Origin of the sequence: Arsukibacterium sp., from assembly GCF_033722355.1 — a bacterium.
GTDB lineage: Bacteria > Pseudomonadota > Gammaproteobacteria > Enterobacterales > Alteromonadaceae > Alishewanella.
Map to the genome: position 1 here is coordinate 31,850 of NZ_JAWVZF010000002.1, position 16,456 is coordinate 48,305.

17 protein-coding genes are annotated in these 16,456 nt (G+C 50.5%); 9 read left to right on the forward strand and 8 right to left on the reverse strand.

Annotated elements, in window-relative coordinates:
- From hisF to hisG, 7 genes are read right to left on the reverse strand one after another with little or no spacing between them, the layout of a single operon-like run.
- Complete coding sequence (hisF, locus tag R3177_RS00455; RefSeq protein WP_318969071.1) at positions 1-774, reverse strand: imidazole glycerol phosphate synthase subunit HisF; 774 nt, start codon at positions 772-774, stop codon at positions 1-3.
- Positions 756-1,502, reverse strand: a complete 747-nt coding sequence (gene hisA, locus R3177_RS00460) for a 1-(5-phosphoribosyl)-5-[(5-phosphoribosylamino)methylideneamino]imidazole-4-carboxamide isomerase (RefSeq protein ID WP_318969072.1) — start codon at positions 1,500-1,502, stop codon at positions 756-758. The genes hisF and hisA overlap by 19 nt, the downstream gene beginning before the upstream one ends.
- Entirely contained in the window at positions 1,490-2,083 is a 594-nt protein-coding gene (gene hisH / locus R3177_RS00465) for an imidazole glycerol phosphate synthase subunit HisH (RefSeq protein ID WP_318969073.1), read from the reverse strand. The genes hisA and hisH overlap by 13 nt, the downstream gene beginning before the upstream one ends.
- Entirely contained in the window at positions 2,083-3,153 is a 1,071-nt protein-coding gene (gene hisB, locus R3177_RS00470) for a bifunctional histidinol-phosphatase/imidazoleglycerol-phosphate dehydratase HisB (protein WP_318969074.1), read from the reverse strand. The genes hisH and hisB overlap by 1 nt, the downstream gene beginning before the upstream one ends.
- On the reverse strand, positions 3,150-4,265 hold the full coding sequence (hisC, locus tag R3177_RS00475) for a histidinol-phosphate transaminase (RefSeq protein WP_318969075.1): 1,116 nt from the start codon (positions 4,263-4,265) through the stop codon (positions 3,150-3,152). The genes hisB and hisC overlap by 4 nt, the downstream gene beginning before the upstream one ends.
- Positions 4,266-4,282: 17 nt before the next feature.
- Positions 4,283-5,608, reverse strand: coding sequence for a histidinol dehydrogenase (gene hisD, locus R3177_RS00480; protein ID WP_318969076.1), 1,326 nt, complete (start codon positions 5,606-5,608; stop codon positions 4,283-4,285).
- Between the two features lie 2 nt (positions 5,609-5,610).
- Positions 5,611-6,519 (reverse strand): ATP phosphoribosyltransferase, encoded by a 909-nt coding sequence (gene hisG / locus R3177_RS00485; protein ID WP_318969077.1) that lies wholly within the window; start codon positions 6,517-6,519, stop codon positions 5,611-5,613.
- A 453-nt stretch (positions 6,520-6,972) separates the two neighbouring features.
- Here hisG and R3177_RS00490 point away from each other — a divergent pair, with 453 nt between their 5' ends.
- The 7 genes from R3177_RS00490 to R3177_RS00520 all read left to right on the forward strand — a co-directional run bounded on the left by R3177_RS00490 (position 6,973) and on the right by R3177_RS00520 (position 12,155).
- On the forward strand, positions 6,973-7,224 hold the full coding sequence (locus tag R3177_RS00490; protein ID WP_318969078.1) for a hypothetical protein: 252 nt from the start codon (positions 6,973-6,975) through the stop codon (positions 7,222-7,224).
- Positions 7,225-7,314: 90 nt separating this feature from the next.
- Positions 7,315-9,252 carry an ATP-dependent DNA helicase gene (locus R3177_RS00495; RefSeq protein WP_318969079.1) on the forward strand — a complete coding sequence of 646 codons (1,938 nt, stop codon included), beginning with the start codon at positions 7,315-7,317 and terminating at the stop codon, positions 9,250-9,252.
- Between the two features lies 1 nt (position 9,253).
- Positions 9,254-9,940: a tRNA (adenosine(37)-N6)-threonylcarbamoyltransferase complex dimerization subunit type 1 TsaB gene (tsaB, locus tag R3177_RS00500; protein WP_318969080.1), complete on the forward strand. Its 687-nt coding sequence runs from the start codon at positions 9,254-9,256 to the stop codon at positions 9,938-9,940.
- 62 nt (positions 9,941-10,002) lie between these two features.
- A complete protein-coding gene (locus R3177_RS00505) occupies positions 10,003-10,311 on the forward strand; it encodes a hypothetical protein (protein ID WP_318969081.1) in 309 nt (102 codons plus the stop codon).
- Positions 10,312-10,397: 86 nt separating this feature from the next.
- Positions 10,398-11,135 (forward strand): SDR family NAD(P)-dependent oxidoreductase, encoded by a 738-nt coding sequence (locus tag R3177_RS00510; RefSeq protein ID WP_318969082.1) that lies wholly within the window; start codon positions 10,398-10,400, stop codon positions 11,133-11,135.
- Complete coding sequence (locus R3177_RS00515; RefSeq protein WP_318969083.1) at positions 11,135-11,674, forward strand: DUF2878 domain-containing protein; 540 nt, start codon at positions 11,135-11,137, stop codon at positions 11,672-11,674. The genes R3177_RS00510 and R3177_RS00515 overlap by 1 nt, the downstream gene beginning before the upstream one ends.
- Positions 11,655-12,155 carry a chalcone isomerase family protein gene (locus R3177_RS00520; RefSeq protein ID WP_318969084.1) on the forward strand — a complete coding sequence of 167 codons (501 nt, stop codon included), beginning with the start codon at positions 11,655-11,657 and terminating at the stop codon, positions 12,153-12,155. Before R3177_RS00515 ends, R3177_RS00520 begins: the two co-directional genes overlap by 20 nt.
- Before the next feature lie 65 nt (positions 12,156-12,220).
- On the opposite strand, the gene R3177_RS00525 is transcribed toward R3177_RS00520, so the two are convergent.
- Complete coding sequence (locus tag R3177_RS00525; RefSeq protein WP_318969085.1) at positions 12,221-13,525, reverse strand: alkaline phosphatase; 1,305 nt, start codon at positions 13,523-13,525, stop codon at positions 12,221-12,223.
- Between the two features lie 218 nt (positions 13,526-13,743).
- Between R3177_RS00525 and R3177_RS00530 the strand changes: the two genes are divergently transcribed.
- On the forward strand, positions 13,744-14,580 hold the full coding sequence (locus tag R3177_RS00530) for a methyltransferase (RefSeq protein WP_318969086.1): 837 nt from the start codon (positions 13,744-13,746) through the stop codon (positions 14,578-14,580).
- Between the two features lie 182 nt (positions 14,581-14,762).
- Positions 14,763-16,418 carry a long-chain-fatty-acid--CoA ligase FadD gene (gene fadD, locus R3177_RS00535; protein WP_318969087.1) on the forward strand — a complete coding sequence of 552 codons (1,656 nt, stop codon included), beginning with the start codon at positions 14,763-14,765 and terminating at the stop codon, positions 16,416-16,418.
- Positions 16,419-16,456: the final 38 nt, after the last annotated feature.

The following is a 16,456-nucleotide window of genomic DNA, read 5'->3' on the forward strand; positions in this document are numbered from 1 at the left end:
CTAAGGCCGGATACTGATGCCATCGGCAATCAACTTGGCTTTTAATGCCGCAATCTCAATAATTGCTTTGTGAAAAACACTGGCCGCCAGGGCGCCGTCGACATCAGCTTGCTGAAACACCTGAGTAAAATGTTCCATAGTACCGGCACCGCCACTGGCAATTAATGGCACCTTGCAGATATCACGAATGCTTTTTAACTGAGCGATATCATAACCCTGGCGCACCCCGTCCTGATTCATGCAATTTAGCACAATTTCCCCGGCGCCCCGAGCCTGCACCTCTGCCACCCAGTCGCGGGTCAGCCAGCGGGTTTTCTGAGTGCGGCTCTCATCCCCGGTAAACTGGTAAACCTGATACTGGCCGGAAGCGACATCAAAAAAGCTGTCGATGCCGATGACCACACACTGCTGGCCAAAAACATGATTAAGTTCACTAATCAGCTCAGGCCGGGCCAGGGCAGGGCTGTTAACAGAGACCTTGTCAGCGCCCATTTCCAGAATTTTGCCGGCATCGACCACACTTTTGATGCCACCGGCAACACAAAACGGGATATCAATCACCTCAGCAATCCGTCGCACCCAGCTTTTATCCACCACCCGGCCATCGCTTGAGGCAGTAATGTCGTAAAACACCAGCTCATCAGCGCCGGCTTCGGCGTAGCGCTGGGCTAACGGGACAATATCGCCGATGATTTCGTGGTTCCGGAACTGAACGCCTTTCACCACCTTGCCATCGCGCACATCTAAACAGGGAATTAACCGTTTTGCCAGCATGCAATGGCCTCCTTCAGGGTAAACTTGCCTTCCAGTAACGCGCGACCGAGGATCACGCCAGCCACGCCACTATCGGTTAATGCGTTAATATCGGCCAGCGAACCAATACCGCCGGACGCCTGCCACTGAATTTGCGGGTAATGCGCGGTCAGCTCGCGGTATAACGCGACGTTGGAGCCACTTAAGGTACCATCACGGCTGATATCGGTGCACAGCACATGCTTTGCGCCAGCGGCGATGTAATCATCCAGTACCTGCTCTAAGGTAATATCAGATTGCGCAATCCAGCCATGGGAGGGCAGGGTTTTCTGTCCTTTGTCGTTAATCGCCACATCCAGTGCCAGTACAATCTGCTCGCCACCGTAGTTGCGAATCCAGCCCTGCACCAGCTGTGGCTGACGAATAGCCAGGCTGCCAATGACTACCCGGCCGGCACCGGCATCAAGTAAATCAATGACATCCTGCTCGGAGCGCACCCCGCCGCCTACCTGAATATGCAGCGGTGATGCGGTCATCAATTCCTTGAGCAGTGTCAGCTGTCGTTTGCTGGCATCTTTAGCACCGGATAAGTCGACAATATGCAGCCAGTCACTGCCATCCTGTGCATACTGGTTGCGTAAGTTCAGTGGGCTGAACTGGTATTCAGTGGTCGCGTCGTAACGGCCCTGATACAGGCGCACGACAGTACCGTCTATTAAATCTATTGCCGGGATAATCACAATTGCCACTCCAGGAAATTCTGTAATAAGCGGGCGCCGGTTTTGCCGGAACGCTCCGGGTGAAACTGCGCGCCTGCGACGTTATCTTTACCAATAACTGCGGCAAAATCGCTACCGTAATGACACAGTGCCAGCGCATGCTCACCCGGCGCGACCGCAAAGCTATGAACAAAATACAGATAATCACTGCGGGTAAACCCCTTCAGCAGTGGGTGACTGCTGATATTATGCAGGGTATTCCAGCCCATATGCGGTAAGCGTAATCCGGCACTCTCCATCGGCAGTACCCGTCCCGGGATGAGGTTTAAACACGGCACGTCGCCTTCCATACTGTGGCTGGTTAACATTTGCATACCTAAGCAAATTCCCAGCAGTGGTTGCTCTAAGCCCCGTAAGGTTTCGATAAGATCACCATGCTGCAGTTGCGCCATGGCGTTGTGGGCAGTGCCGACACCCGGCAATACCACTTTATCGGCGGCTTTAATGACGGCTGCATCACGGCTGATCGTTGCCTCAACCGCAAGCCGTTTAAAAGCAAAATAAACCGAGCTGATATTGGCGCAGCCGGTATCAACAATCACCAACTGCATTACAGTACTCCTTTGGAGCTTGGCAACGCTTCGCCAGAGATAGTAATAGCCTGACGTAACGCCCTGCCAAAGGCTTTAAACAGGCCTTCTACCATATGGTGTTTATTACCGTCAGTAATCGATAAATGCAGGGTGATCAGCATCGCATCGCTCAGTGAGCGGAAAAAGTGCGGCACCATTTCCAGATTAAGACCACCGACGCTGCCTTCGCCTAAGTTGGCATCGAATTTAAACAATGGCCGGCCGGACAGATCCAGCACACACTCAGCACGGCACTCATCCATTGGCAGCACAAAACCAAAGCGGTTAATACCACGCTTATTGCCAAGCGCCTGTTTAAGGGCCTGACCCAGCGCCAGTGCGGTATCTTCGACACTGTGGTGATCATCAATATGCAGATCGCCGGCAACTTTTACCTGCAGTGAAAAGCCGCCGTGGGTGGCAATTTGCTCCAGCATATGGTCAAAAAAGCCGACGCCGGTATTAAAGCTGTTGTTGCCACTGCTATCCAGATCAACCGTGATTTCAATATCGGTTTCGCGGGTTGTCCGGCGCACGGTGGCCTGGCGGCCCTTACTTAACAGTTGCTTGCTGATTTCGCTCCAGCCCAGGGTTTCGCGGTTATACAAAAATGAGGGCAAGCCCATATTGTCGGCAAGTTGCACATCGGTTTGCCGATCACCAATTACAAATGAATTGGTAAAGTCGATTTTCCCCTGCTGCAGGTAATCTTTTACCAGCCCCAGCTTCGGCTTGCGGCAACTGCAGTTGTCTTTTTCAAAGTGCGGACAAATCAATACATCATCAAACTGAATGCCTTGCGAGGTTAACAGCTGCATTATCTTGTCGTGCGGCGCATCAAAGGTGTCGCGCGGGAAGCTGCTGGTTCCCAGGCCATCCTGATTCGTTACCATCACCAGACGGTAACCGGCAGCCTGCAATTTCAGCAGGGCAGGAACCAGACCCGGTTCATAAGCCAGTTTTTCCAGGCTATCAAGCTGTTTGTCTACCGGGGGTTCTTCCACCATGGTGCCGTCGCGGTCAATAAATAAAATAGGCTGGCCACTCATGAGCATTCTCTCTTCTGTTGATTTTTATAGTCAGGCATTGCAGTTGAAAAATACTGTTGCATGGTTGTTATCAGGCGCTGCATTTCTGCAGGGCTGCCAACAGACACTCGTACCACCTCTGATAGCCCCTGCTGACTTGACTGATTGCGGATCAATATATCGTCTTGTATCAGGGCTGCGACACAGTTGGCGGCATCAGTCACCTGCAGCAGGACGTAATTAGCGTTGCTTGGCCAGATTTTCTGTACGCCCGGCCACTGCGCCGCCGCCGTAATAAAGTCGTTTCGTAACTGGTTAATGCTGGCAACACTTTGCTGCATTTGCGCTATGCCTGAGGCAGACAAAGCCTGAGCAGCAATCTGGGCCACCGGTTCGGCGATGGGATAGGGTGCGATCATTTTTTTCAGCGCATTAATAATATCTGGTGCAGCCAGGGTAAAGCCACAGCGCAGCCCGGCCAGGCCAAAGGCTTTGGACAGCGTGCGCAGCACCACTAAATGCGGGTAGTGACACAGCAGTGGCACTACTGATGCTTCAGGGGCAAACTCAATATAGGCTTCGTCTACGACAACCAGTGCTTTGTCTTTGAAATGCTCCAGCACCGCGATAATCTGCTGGCGTGGAATCAGATCACCGGTGGGATTATTCGGACTGCAGATAAATATCAGTTTTGGCTCTGTCGCAAAAATGCCGTCAAGATCCAGTTGTTCAGTATTAAGCAGCAGTATCCGGTTCACAGCAATCTGGTTACTTTCGGCACTTATTGCATACATGCCATAAGTGGGTGGGCAGATGGTAATACTGTCAGTTTTTGGTTCGCAAAAGCTGCGGATCAGTAACTCAATGCCTTCATCTGCCCCCCGGCTGACCAATACCTGTCCTGGCGCTACGCCGGCGTAAGCTGCGTAGGCGTCAATGACTGCTTTGGGCTGACATGACGGATAGCGGTTAAAAGTGCCGTTAAGCTGATAGGCTGGCGCCAGTGCATTTTCGTTGGCATTAAGCCAGACGGCGCCACCACTCATGCTGCTGCGGGCAGAGGCGTAGGGCACCAATTCTTTCACAATTTGTCTGGCCATATAATTAATGCCAGAAGAGGTTATATCAGACATGCTTTGCTCAGCCCTTATCAAAAATTGGTTAATGCTGCCAGGCGCAGCCGCACGGCATTGGCATGGGCATCCAGACTCTCTGCCTCTGCCAGCGTGACAATCGCCGGGCCGATATTATGCATGCCTGTGGCAGATAATGTTTGCACCGTATAACGACGATAAAAGTCAGTTAATGATAAACTTGATACCGTTTTACTGTAGCCGTAAGTCGGTAGCACATGATTGGTACCGCTGGCATAGTCGCCGGCTGACTCTGGTGTCCACTGGCCAACAAAGATACTGGCCGCACTGTGAAACTGGTCAATTAACTGCTCGTCAACCGCCGTTTGTACAATTAAATGCTCCGGGGCATAGGCATTGGTAACATCAACAGCCTCTGCCAGATCAGTGGTTAAAATATACCGGCTATGGCTCAGCGCGGTCCGGGCGATAGCCTGGCGCGGTAATTCAGCCAGCTGGCTGGCTACTTCGATTTGCACAGCATTAATAAGCGCGGCACTGTCACTGACTAAAATAACCTGGGAGTCAGGACCATGTTCAGCCTGTGACAGTAAATCGGCAGCAACAAAAGCCGGATTGGCGCTATCGTCCGCCAGCACTAATACCTCAGACGGGCCGGCAGGCATGTCAATTATAGCGCCCTGCGGATCCTGGCTGACCTGTTGCTTGGCTTCTGTGACGTACCGGTTACCCGGGCCGAATATTTTATCAACTTTAGCAATGGTCTCGGTGCCATAGGCCAGGGCAGCAATCGCCTGGGCGCCACCGATAGTATAAATCTCGCTGATCCCGCAAAGCTCAGCGGCATACAGGATTTCCGGCGCAATATCCTCTGCAGCTGGTTTGCCGGGTGGCGTTACCAATACCGGACGCGGGCACCCGGCAAGCTGGGCCGGCACACCTAACATCAGTACTGTAGACGGTAACGGAGCGCTGCCACCCGGAATATAAAGGCCTACAGCGCTTATTGGCCGGTGTTTTAACTGACAGCTAACACCCTGGCTGGTTTCCACCTCGATATCACGGGGCAGCTGGGCTGCATGGAACTTACGAATATTGTCATAAGCAAGCTCAATTGCAGCTTTACGGGCAGGCAACAATGTAGCCAGAATACTGGCTTTTTTGCTGTCGCTAAGTCGCAGCGGATTGTAGGACAAGCCATCAAATTGCTGACTGTACTCACGTAATGCGCTGTCACCCCGCTGTTTCACGGCGCTGATAATATTTGTTACCTGTCCGGATAAGTCTGCTGTGTCAGCCAGTTCAGGCCGGGCTAACGCCGCACGCTGCTGGGCAGCATTCAGCTGTGGCCAGTTGAACAGGGTTGCCGAGGTTGTCGCCATGGTTACTCCATCATTTTTTCAATTGGCAGCACTAAGATCGAGCTGGCACCCAGCGCCTTTAACTGCTCCATCGTCTCCCAGAACAAGGTTTCACTGCTGACCACGTGAATGGCGACCATATTGTCATTGCCTGCCAGCGGCAGCATGGTTGGGTTTTCAGCACCAGGCAGTAGTGCGATCACCTGCTCCAGCTTTGCGCGTGGCGCATGCAGCATGATGTATTTACTTTCATTCGCCTGCATTACGCCATTAATCCGGGGCATCAGCTTGTTTATCAGTTTAAGCTGCTTGGTATCAGTTAACGCTTTGCGTTGAATAAGCACCGCTTTACTGCGGTAAATCACATCCACTTCTTTTAAACCGTTGGCCTCGAGGGTGGCACCGGTTGATACCAAATCACAGATGGCATCTGCAAGCCCCGCTCGTGGCGCCACTTCAACCGACCCTTTTAAAGTCACTATCCGGGCAGTGACGCCTTGTTGCTTTAAATAGCGGCCCAGTAAGCGAGGGTAGGTGGTGGCGATAGTTTTGCCCTCTAATGTTGCCGGGCCCTGATATTCGTCTTCCTGTGGCACAGCAATCGATAACCGGCAACCGCCGAAATCCAGTCGCTTGAGTACCGTGTAATCGTAACTGTCATTATCCAGTTGCCGCTGTAACGACTCTTCCTCCAGCACATTTTCACCGACAATACCCAGATCGCAGACGCCATCCATCACCAAACCCGGAATGTCATCGTCGCGTACCCGCAGAATATCGATGTCCATATTCTCAACATGGGCAATCAGCCGCTGCTCACGTAAATTGATTTTTAGGCCGCAGCTGGTAAGAAGAGCCTGGGAATCAACGGATAACCGACCTGACTTCTGCATTGCAATACGTAAGCGTTTACTTTCTGTTGCCGGACTCATAATGGTCTCCATGACGATAACTGATAAAGATAAATACAATAAACAAAAACCCCGGGCCTGGGCTCGGGGTTTTTAAGTCGTTACCACCAGAGCGCCAGACTTCAGCCCTCCGGAATACCGGACGGCTAGTGCCTGTGATGATGGTGCAGGGTAGTAACGTTAAACATAGACCGCATCTCTCTGGTTAATTGCTATACAAGTTACCGTTGAAAGAGTAAAAGTGCAAGGGTGTCGCTTGCAATAACTTTTCAGGGTGTGCTTTTTAAGTGCATGATTAATTAAAGATTATTAATTTAACTGGTGGTTTTGACTGTATTTATTTTTTTCTGTCCTGTCTCGTTAGTAGAATTTAATGGCTAAAATGTGGTCTAGTTGTATAGTCAATGCGTGCCGGTGTTTAAGTTTTTCAGTTCAACGCCGATAACCAGGTAGTCAGCCAAACAGGGGATTGTAATGGACGCATTTATGCCATTTATACCGCGGGTGCCAGGCACGCCGGTAGAGCCTGATCCAAAACAGGTGGTTCCGGTATTTAAAGAAGCCAGATTAAGCCCGATAAAACAAAATGAGCAGAAGTTTCTGATTCTGCGCCAGCCTGTATCCACCAAGAACAGGCGCAATGAGCAATATCCAGAACCACCTTACACTACTCCGGAAGAAGACCAGCATGTCGATAAAGATGGCCACCTGGATATTTTTGTCTGAATTTTTCTGCTGATAAAGGCATAATAGCGCTCTTTTAATCAGCAGGTAATGTTGTGACACGCTTATCTCTCAGTCTGAACCCGCTAAAGCATGAGTAGCAATCTTGCCAGACAAGTGCTGACGGCTTTTGCGCAAAATGGCAAACTGGCCAGCCATATTTCCGGTTTTAATCCGCGTCAGGCCCAGCTGGAAATGGCTGAAGCGGTTGCCAGCGCAATTAGTGATAACAGCGCACTGGTCGTCGAGGCTGGAACCGGCACCGGTAAAACCTATGCTTATCTGGTGCCGGCGTTACTGGCCGGTAAAAAGGTGATTTTGTCCACCGGCACCAAAAATCTGCAGGAACAACTATTCCTGCGCGACTTGCCAAGAGTGCAGCAGGCACTGGCCAGTCCGCTGCACACGGCACTGTTAAAAGGGCGGGCTAATTACCTGTGTCTGTTCCGGCTGGAGCAACATTACAATCATGTGCCGGTTCAGGATGAGCAACTGATCCAGGATTTAACCCTGATTAAAAAGTGGTCCGCTGAAACTCAGTCAGGTGATATTGGTGAGCTGACTTATATCAAAGAAGATTCCAAAGCATTGCCTTATGTAACCAGTACGACGGATAACTGTCTGGGTAAAGACTGTCCGGTGTATGAAGACTGTCACTTACTTAAAGCCCGGAAAAATGCGCAGGCTGCTGATTTAGTTGTGGTAAATCATCATTTATTTTTTGCAGACCTGGCATTAAAAGATACCGGCTTTGGTGAGCTTCTGCCGCAGATGGATGTGATTATTTTCGATGAAGCCCATCAGTTACCTGATATTGCCAGCGAATATTTTGGTGAGCAGGTATCCAGCCGTTTACTGCTGGATTTATGCCGTGATTTAGAACTGGCCTGTAAGACAGAGCTGAGGGATCATCCTCAGTTAGTCAAAGTTGCGGAAAAGCTCGCCAGTCTGGTTCGTGACTGGCGTCTGCAGTTTGCGGCTGAACCCGCGCGGGGTAACTGGCGCGATCTGGCAAGCCAGGCGCCGATGCAGACTGCTCTTACCCGGGTCAATGATGCTATTGATATGCTGTACCAGGTATTAAAAAACAGTCTGGGACGCAGCGATACCGTTGACAGCGTATTTGAGAGGCTGGCTCAGCTGAAAAAACGCTTGCTGAAAATGCAGGATTTAAACCAGACCGGGGTAAGTCTATGGTATGAAACCAGTCGGTTACACGTTAATTTACATTTAACGCCGCTGAGCATTGCGAAGCGCTTCAAAGCGATAGTGGCTGCTGAATCGCGAAGCTGGATTTTCACCTCTGCCACCTTGTCGGTTAACGAAGGTTTCAGTCATTACACCGCCCAGATGGGGCTGGATGAGGCAAAAACACTATTGCTGCAAAGCCCTTTCGATTACGCCCGCCAGGCAATGTTATGTCTGCCACGCTACCTGCCTGAACCTCATCAGCAGCAAATGGCGCCAGCACTATTAGCGCTGGCAGTGAAGCTGATTAAAGCAAATAACGGTCGCTGTTTCTTTTTATTTACCAGCCATCGTATGCTGCAGTGGATGGCCAATGCGCTGCCAGAGCAAATCAGTCAGCCGGTGCTGGTCCAGGGCACGACTGGCAAACGCCTGTTGCTGGAACAGTTCGTCACGCTGGATAATGCCGTGTTACTGGGCACCGGCAGCTTCTGGGAGGGCGTTGATGTGCGTGGTGACACACTAAGCTGCGTTATTATTGATAAACTGCCATTTGCTTCGCCGGACGATCCCTTGCTGCAGGCGCGCAGCGAAGACTGTCAGCGTGGTGGTCTTGATCCTTTCAGCACAGTACAGTTGCCGCAGGCGGTCATTACCTTAAAGCAGGGCGTGGGCCGGCTTATCCGGGATGTCACCGACCGGGGGGTGCTGGTCATTTGCGATAACCGGTTAGTAACCCGGCCCTATGGCAGTGTATTTTTAAAAAGTCTGCCACCGATGCGCCGTACCCGTTCATTGGACGATGCAGTGGCATTTTTACAACAAACAAGACAGGAAGACTAAGGTGAAGTTACTGGCATTAGATACCTCAACTGAAGCATGTTCGGTGGCGCTGCTCATGCAGGGCGATATTCTTGCTCTGGATGAGGTCTGTCCGCAGCAGCACAGTAAAAGAGTGCTGCCAATGATTGATAGTCTGTTAGCCGAAGCCGGCCTTAACTTAACCAGCCTGGACGGCATTGTGTTTGGTCGCGGTCCTGGTAGTTTTACCGGTGTGCGGATTGGGGTTTCGGTGGCCCAGGGCCTGGCATTTGGTGCTGATTTACCGGTATTTGGTGTCTCGACATTAGCGGCAATGGCCCAGGCAGCAGTGCGGCTGCATCAGGCCAGTCAGGTAGTCGCCGCTATCGATGCCAGAATGGCAGAGGTTTATCTGGCAAGTTATCGCACTGATCATAATGGCCTGGTGCAGCAACTTACCGCTGAGCAGGCGATTAAACCCCCCTTGCTGGCGCCACTGGGTTTAACCGGCGAGGTCATGGCGGTAGGTACCGGCTGGCAAACTTATGCCGCTGAATTGCAACAGGCACAGTCAGCCAGGATTGCCGACGATATCCTGTATCCGTCGGCGCGGGATATGCTGACATTGGCCCGGCCCGCCTTTTATGCCGGCGCTTTTGTTGTTGCTGAACAGGCAGAAGCCAGTTATGTGCGCGACGAAGTCAGCTGGAAAAAATTGCCTGGCAGATAAAATACTTGGCTAAAGTGGTAAACGGGTTATAATTACCGCAGTTTGTTTAGGTTGAAGATGTGATGAGCCTGACTGTTAATCAAAGCCTGAATGCCCCCGCTAACGTCGCCACTGTCTTTGCCGGCAGCGAGCAGCGCAGGGCAACTATATCTGCTGATAATGCTCAGTCTGCACCGGCCAGTGCTGGCTCTGGTGTCCGCGCCAGCCAAAAGGTCATTAATCAACTGGATAACGAACGTAACCAGCGGAGCAACTTTCAGAACAGCACCGGCACTCGCGCTCAGCAAGCCGTTGCCGCCTACCAGAGCCAGCAGAATGAGCAGCGTCGTGCTGAGGTTCAGTTACTAATGGGCGTTGATCTTTACGCCTGAACTAATCCAGCTGTCGTTAACTCGCGTAGTTATCCCATAATAAAGTCGTTATATGCTGCGGTGCAGCATCAGTATAAGGATATATTATGGCTAAAACCTGTTTGATAACCGGTGCCAGCTCTGGTCTTGGCAAAGCGACCGCATCGCTTTATGCCAGCAAAGGTTGGCAGGTGTACGCAGTTGCCCGTTCAGCAGATAAATTGGCTGAGCTCGCGGCAAAGCATGACAATGTTAAACCGGTCAGTCTCGATGTCACAGACAGCGTGGCGCTGGCAAGCTGGGCGACTGCCTTACCTGACGGTCAGACATTTGACGTTGTTATACTAAATGCCGGTACCTGCGAATATGTTGATGTGGCAGACCTTGATCTGGCTGCATTCGAGCGTACGTTTGCTGTCAATGTACAGGGAGTCGTGTGCTGTACCCGCTACCTGCTGCCTTTACTGAACAAAGGGCAGCGTCCTACCCTGGCAATTGTCAGTTCAATGTCACATTTTTTTCCGTTCACCCGAGCCGAAGCCTATGGCGCCAGCAAGGCCGCAGTGGCCTATTTCGCTGACAGCCTGCGGGTTGATTTGGCCGATACTGATATTAATGTCTGCCTGATTGAACCCGGCTTTATCGATACGCCGCTGACCCGGCAGAATGATTTTGATATGCCATTTCTGATGGACGTGACAGTGGCGGCCAACCGGATCCTCGATGGGATCAGTGCAGGAAAAAGCCGGCTGCGCTTTCCGCGCCGGTTAAGTTTTATATTAAAGACACTGAGCTTGTTGCCTTATGGTTTGCGCAACAAACTGGCCAGCAAGATGAGACAATAATGAACACGTTCAGTACGACGACAGCAGAAGGGTATCTGACACCCCATCAGGGTATTCACTGGCGATCAATTATCGGCTTTGAGCTGGCCTGGCTGGCGCTGGTTTATTTTCAGGGTATTGCAGCACTGCCGGCAGTAGCTTATTTGTTGTTCGGTTTGTACCATCTGCCTAACCGGGCCAGGCTGGCGGTTATTATTATCGCCGCATCCGGCATCATGATAGACAGCGTACTGGTGACGTTAAATGTGATGTCCTTTAGTGACAGCAGCTTATTGCCTGGTTGGTTTATATTAATCTGGTTGCTATTCGCGCTGGCGGCGGTTGAGACCATGGCCGGCTTTCTGCGACCCTGGTGGCTTGGGTGGTTGCTTGGTGCAACCGGTGGTCCTTTATCCTATCTGGGTGGCGCGACACTCAGTGGCGGGGAATTGCAATTTCCACTGGCTCCCTGGTCTTTTGTCATACTGGTAGTGGTCTGGGGATTCATTGGTATCATACTGGGATACAGCAGGAGGTTATATGCGCAGACTGATAAGTAGTATCGTTGCCCTTGGTTTTGCTGGCCTGGTGGCAGCGACGCCTGATCTGACAACCGTCGGAGAGGGCAGTTACCGTTATTTATTCTGGCAGCTTTACGATGCCAGACTGGCCAGCGCTGATGGCACCTTTAGCGATTACCAGCAAAGCCGGCCGCTGCTGCTTGAGCTGACTTATAAGCGCGAGATCAGCAAACAGGAGTTTATCGATGCAACAGTGGAGCAATGGCAGAAGCTGGATAACAGCACGGCGCAGCAGCAACAGCAGTGGGCTGAGCGGCTTCGTGAGTTGTGGCGTGATGTGGAAGAAGGAGACCAGCTGGCGGCGTTGTTAACGAAGCAGGGCCAGGTGCAGTTCTTCTTTAATGGCACAGATATCGGCACTGTGCAGGATAAGGCATTTGCTCCTGCGTTTTTTGATATCTGGTTGCACCCGGACACAATGGCACCGGATTTACGTCGAAAGCTGATCGCCGCTGAGTAAACAGCTCAACAAAATCGATTTGTTGCCAAGCAGAACACCTCGATCCGGTATCAGTAAATTATCAGCTACTGAGCGTGTTGAATATAGCGAATCAGCTTTTTGGCAATGCTGGTATTATCCATAAAGCCCTTAAATTCATCAGCGTTTTTGCCGTAGGCCATAACCTGTACATCTGCTGCGGTATGGCCACCGCTGGTCCAGCCGGTAAATGAAGCGTCACTGATAAACCGCAGGACCTGGCTGCGCGCGACCTTATCATCGGTATTTTGTAATGCTGACAGCAGCAACTGCAGTTGTGCCTGTTCGAGGGTGATGCCTGTCAGCGCAGTGTACCGCTCGCTAATCTGCTGAGGATCTTGTAATTGTTGTAATTGTTTTACTATTTCTCTGCCGGTTGCCTTCACTTTTTTAATGACATCGGGCCGCCACTGATATACGCCGTGCGCCCCTAACGATAAGCCGCCGGTTTCATGATCAGCAGTCACAATTAATAGGGTGTCCGGATTGGCATCAACGTAAGCTCTGGCAACACTGATGGCTTTGGCAAAGTCATTCATTTCAGCCATAGCACAGGCAATATCATTGTCATGACCGCACCAGTCAATCTGACTGCCCTCTACCATCAGCACGAAACCCTGCTTTGCAGGCGACAATAATTGCAGCGCTTTTTCCGTCAGCGGCGCCAGCATGCCATCATTGTCAGAATTGAGCACCGCCGGTAAACCACTTTCAGCCAGTAACGCCATGGCGGGCAAACGGGTCAGTGTACTGAGCTGACGGTAATCGTCGGTATACTGATAGCCAAGCTCAGTGAAGCCCTGCACCAGGTTTCGATCGTCCCGGACAAAATAATCAGTGCCGCCACCAAAAATTAAGTCAGCTACCGGTTTGCCATTAATCCGGTAGTCCAGATACATATCTGCAATATCATTCATATTGCGCCGGCTGCTGCTGTGAGCCAGAAATGCTGCCGGAGTAGCGTGATTAACCTGAGAGCTGGCAACAATACCATTGGCTTTACCCAGACGTTTTGCAAGCTGCATCATGGTGCCAATCGGGATATGTTGCCGGTTAACGGCAATAGCCCCGTTAAAGCTTTTTATCCCGGTGGCCAGCGCAGTGGCAGCAGCAGCAGAGTCTGTGACCAGGGTCTCATCATCCGGATAGGTACTGGCCATCCCGGTCAGCAAATCATCATAAACGGTATTAGCCACTGTGGCATCGGCAGGATTATGCTGATAATAACGGTACGCTGCCACATAGGATGGCCCCATACCATCACCAATCATATAAATAATATTTTTTGGTGCAGCAACACTGACAACGGGCAACAAACTGGCTATTGCCAGCGATAAAACAGCAGTACGCATCGGATAAACCTGTAGTGGCACGGAAATGGGGCAAGTGTACGTCAACTTGTCAAGCCAACCAAGCAGCTTGAGACAGGCTGGCTTTTTTTCAGGCAAATTGTCAGTTACGTGTTTTGCTGGACAATTTTCAGCCTTGCAGGCTATCTTAGAACCAATACGTTGTACTGTGGTCATAACCGTATGATGTCTAGCATACTGAGTAGTTGTAAAAGGAAGCTATGAGAAAAATAATAACAAACATAGTACTGGCAGCAGGCCTTAGTCTGGTCTGGCAAACGGTGGCAAACGAAGCTGATCCACGTCAAAAATTAAGCGAGCTGGCCCACAGCAGTGTCCGCAGCGCCGAGCACATCGCCCGCAACCAATACCGTAACCCGGCTGATACCTTGTATTTTTTTGGGATCAGGCCTGATATGGCGGTGCTTGAAGTATGGCCGGGCCGCGGCTGGTACACTGAAATTCTGGCGCCCTATTTAAAAGAGCAGGGACAGTTCACTATCGCCCAGTTCCGGCAGGACGATGGTACGTTAAAAGATGAACGGGCGAAATTCTGGGCCCGGCTCAGTGCCGCATTGTCAGAAAAAATCACTGAGCAGCAGGATTATTTTGGCCCTGTTCATCAGATAGAACTTGAACCTCCGTATTTTGAACCGGCGTTGGCAGCCGAACAATTTGATATGGTATTGTCTTTTCGTAATGCTCATATATGGGATGAGAGTGGCCATTTGTCGGCGACACTGCAGAGTTTATATGATCTGATTAAACCCGGCGGCGTATTGGGTCTGGTTGAACATCGGGCTGCACCGTTATCTGATACAACCAGTGTGGCCGTAGAGGGCTATCTTGATGAGGCTTATGTTATCGAAGCCGCTGAGCAGGTTGGATTTCAGCTGGTGGCACGCAGTGAAATCAATGCCAATAAGCTTGATAGTAAAGACTACCCCAAGGGAGTGTATACCCTGCCACCGACGTTGGCCTTAGGGAATGTTAACCGGGACATGTACCTGGCAATTGGCGAAAGTGACCGGATGACGCTGAAATTTATTAAGCCCTGAGCACAACGCTGACAAGCCACCATTATTGTTCTAATTGTGCAGGGCGGCTAATTATGGGATGATTGGCGCTAGAGTAAATACTCAGTATTAGGCTTTTTATCCGGCAGTAATCCTCAGACAGTTATTGCAGGCAGCCATATAAATAACTATAAAATAATAACCTTAACAAAAAGGAGAGGACGGTGGATAAAGTTTGGTTGAAGCGTTACCCGTCAGGTGTGCCCGCAGAAATTGATGCTGATCATTACCCTTCGCTGCTCGATATCTTTTCCCAGAGTATTAGTCAGTATGCCGACAGAACGGCGTTTATCAATATGGGGAAAAGTATCACTTATCGTGAACTGGACAAACTCAGCAAAGCTTTTGCTGCCTATTTACAAAAAGACCTTGGCCTGAAAAAAGGTGACGCTGTCGCCATCATGATGCCAAATCTGTTGCAATATCCAGTCGTGCTAATGGGCGTTTTACGTGCCGGTTGTACCGTGGTCAATGTCAACCCGCTTTATACGCCGCGAGAATTGCAACACCAGTTATCAGACTCCAAAGCTAAAGCGATAGTCATTGTTGAAAACTTTGCCCATACCCTGGCTGCGGTCGAAAAACAACTGCAAGTGGAACATGTTATTCTGACCAAAATGGGCGATATGCTGGGCCTGGTTAAAGGCAGCATTGTCAACCTGGTGGTTAAGCATGTTAAAAAGCTGGTACCGGCATATAAACTCAGCAAATTTGTTATGTTTAATGCGGTGCTGGAAAAAGGCCAGCATTTAAAGTACCAGAAGCCAGAGATTGGCGGCGACGATATTGCTTTTCTGCAGTATACCGGTGGCACAACCGGCGTGTCGAAAGGGGCGATGTTAACGCATCGCAACATGGTGGCGAATCTGGAACAGTGTACTGCTTTTCTGGATAGTTTCCTTGAACATGGCAAAGAGCATGTGGTTACTGCGTTACCGCTTTATCATATCTTTGCCTTAACCGCCAATTTCTTTACTTTCTTTAAGTTTGGTGGCACTAACTTACTGATCACCAACCCAAGAGATATGCCCGGTTTTGTTAAAGAGCTTGCAAAGTTTCCGTTTACTGCCATTACCGGCGTCAATACCCTGTTTAATGGCCTGCTGAATACTCCGGGCTTCGCTGAGTTGGATTTCAGCCGGTTAAAACTGTCATTAGGGGGCGGCATGGCGGTACAGCGGCCGGTGGCAGAACGCTGGAAAAAAGTCACAAAAACCCGCTTACTTGAAGGTTACGGTTTAACAGAGTGCTGTCCGCTGGTGACATTAAGCCCGTTTGATCTGGATGATTTTAACGGTAGTATTGGTTTACCTGCACCATCGACCCTAATCCGATTAATCGATGAAGACGGCAATGAGGTTGCGGTCGGAGAGCCGGGTGAAATGTTGGTCAAAGGGCCTCAGGTCATGCTGGGGTATCTGAACCGGCCTGAAGAAACGGCGAAAACGATCAAAGATGGCTGGCTTTACACCGGGGATATTGCCACGATGGACAAAGAAGGCTTCTTCTACATCGTTGACCGGAAAAAAGACATGATTATTGTTTCCGGCTTTAACGTGTTCCCGAATGAAATTGAAGAAGTGGTGGCGATGGACGAAAAAGTGCTGGAAGTTGCCGCTGTCGGTGTGGCAAACGATAATTCCGGTGAAGTTGTCAAAGTTGTGATCGTTAAAAAAGACCCGACACTGACAGAAGAGCAGGTAATAGCCCACTGCAAACAACATTTAACGGGCTACAAGGTACCAAAACTGGTAGAATTCAGAGACGAATTACCAAAAACCAATGTGGGTAAAATTCTGCGGCGTGAATTGCGGGATTAATCCAAAGCCGGCATCTGCCGGCTTTGTTTTTTATGAGA

What these genes read in the sequence shown, in the direction of transcription:
- hisF (WP_318969071.1), bottom strand. Translation starts at nt 774, where the DNA reads ATGCTGGCAAAACGGTTAATTCCCTGTTTAGATGTGCGCGATGGCAAG.
- hisH (WP_318969073.1), bottom strand. Translation starts at nt 2,083, where the DNA reads ATGCAGTTGGTGATTGTTGATACCGGCTGCGCCAATATCAGCTCGGTT.
- hisB (WP_318969074.1), bottom strand. Translation starts at nt 3,153, where the DNA reads ATGAGTGGCCAGCCTATTTTATTTATTGACCGCGACGGCACCATGGTG.
- hisC (WP_318969075.1), bottom strand. Translation starts at nt 4,265, where the DNA reads ATGTCTGATATAACCTCTTCTGGCATTAATTATATGGCCAGACAAATT.
- hisD (WP_318969076.1), bottom strand. Translation starts at nt 5,608, where the DNA reads ATGGCGACAACCTCGGCAACCCTGTTCAACTGGCCACAGCTGAATGCT.
- hisG (WP_318969077.1), bottom strand. Translation starts at nt 6,519, where the DNA reads ATGAGTCCGGCAACAGAAAGTAAACGCTTACGTATTGCAATGCAGAAG.
- R3177_RS00490 (WP_318969078.1), top strand. Translation starts at nt 6,973, where the DNA reads ATGGACGCATTTATGCCATTTATACCGCGGGTGCCAGGCACGCCGGTA.
- R3177_RS00495 (WP_318969079.1), top strand. Translation starts at nt 7,315, where the DNA reads ATGAGTAGCAATCTTGCCAGACAAGTGCTGACGGCTTTTGCGCAAAAT.
- R3177_RS00505 (WP_318969081.1), top strand. Translation starts at nt 10,003, where the DNA reads ATGAGCCTGACTGTTAATCAAAGCCTGAATGCCCCCGCTAACGTCGCC.
- R3177_RS00510 (WP_318969082.1), top strand. Translation starts at nt 10,398, where the DNA reads ATGGCTAAAACCTGTTTGATAACCGGTGCCAGCTCTGGTCTTGGCAAA.
- R3177_RS00515 (WP_318969083.1), top strand. Translation starts at nt 11,135, where the DNA reads ATGAACACGTTCAGTACGACGACAGCAGAAGGGTATCTGACACCCCAT.
- R3177_RS00520 (WP_318969084.1), top strand. Translation starts at nt 11,655, where the DNA reads ATGCGCAGACTGATAAGTAGTATCGTTGCCCTTGGTTTTGCTGGCCTG.
- R3177_RS00525 (WP_318969085.1), bottom strand. Translation starts at nt 13,525, where the DNA reads ATGCGTACTGCTGTTTTATCGCTGGCAATAGCCAGTTTGTTGCCCGTT.
- R3177_RS00530 (WP_318969086.1), top strand. Translation starts at nt 13,744, where the DNA reads ATGAGAAAAATAATAACAAACATAGTACTGGCAGCAGGCCTTAGTCTG.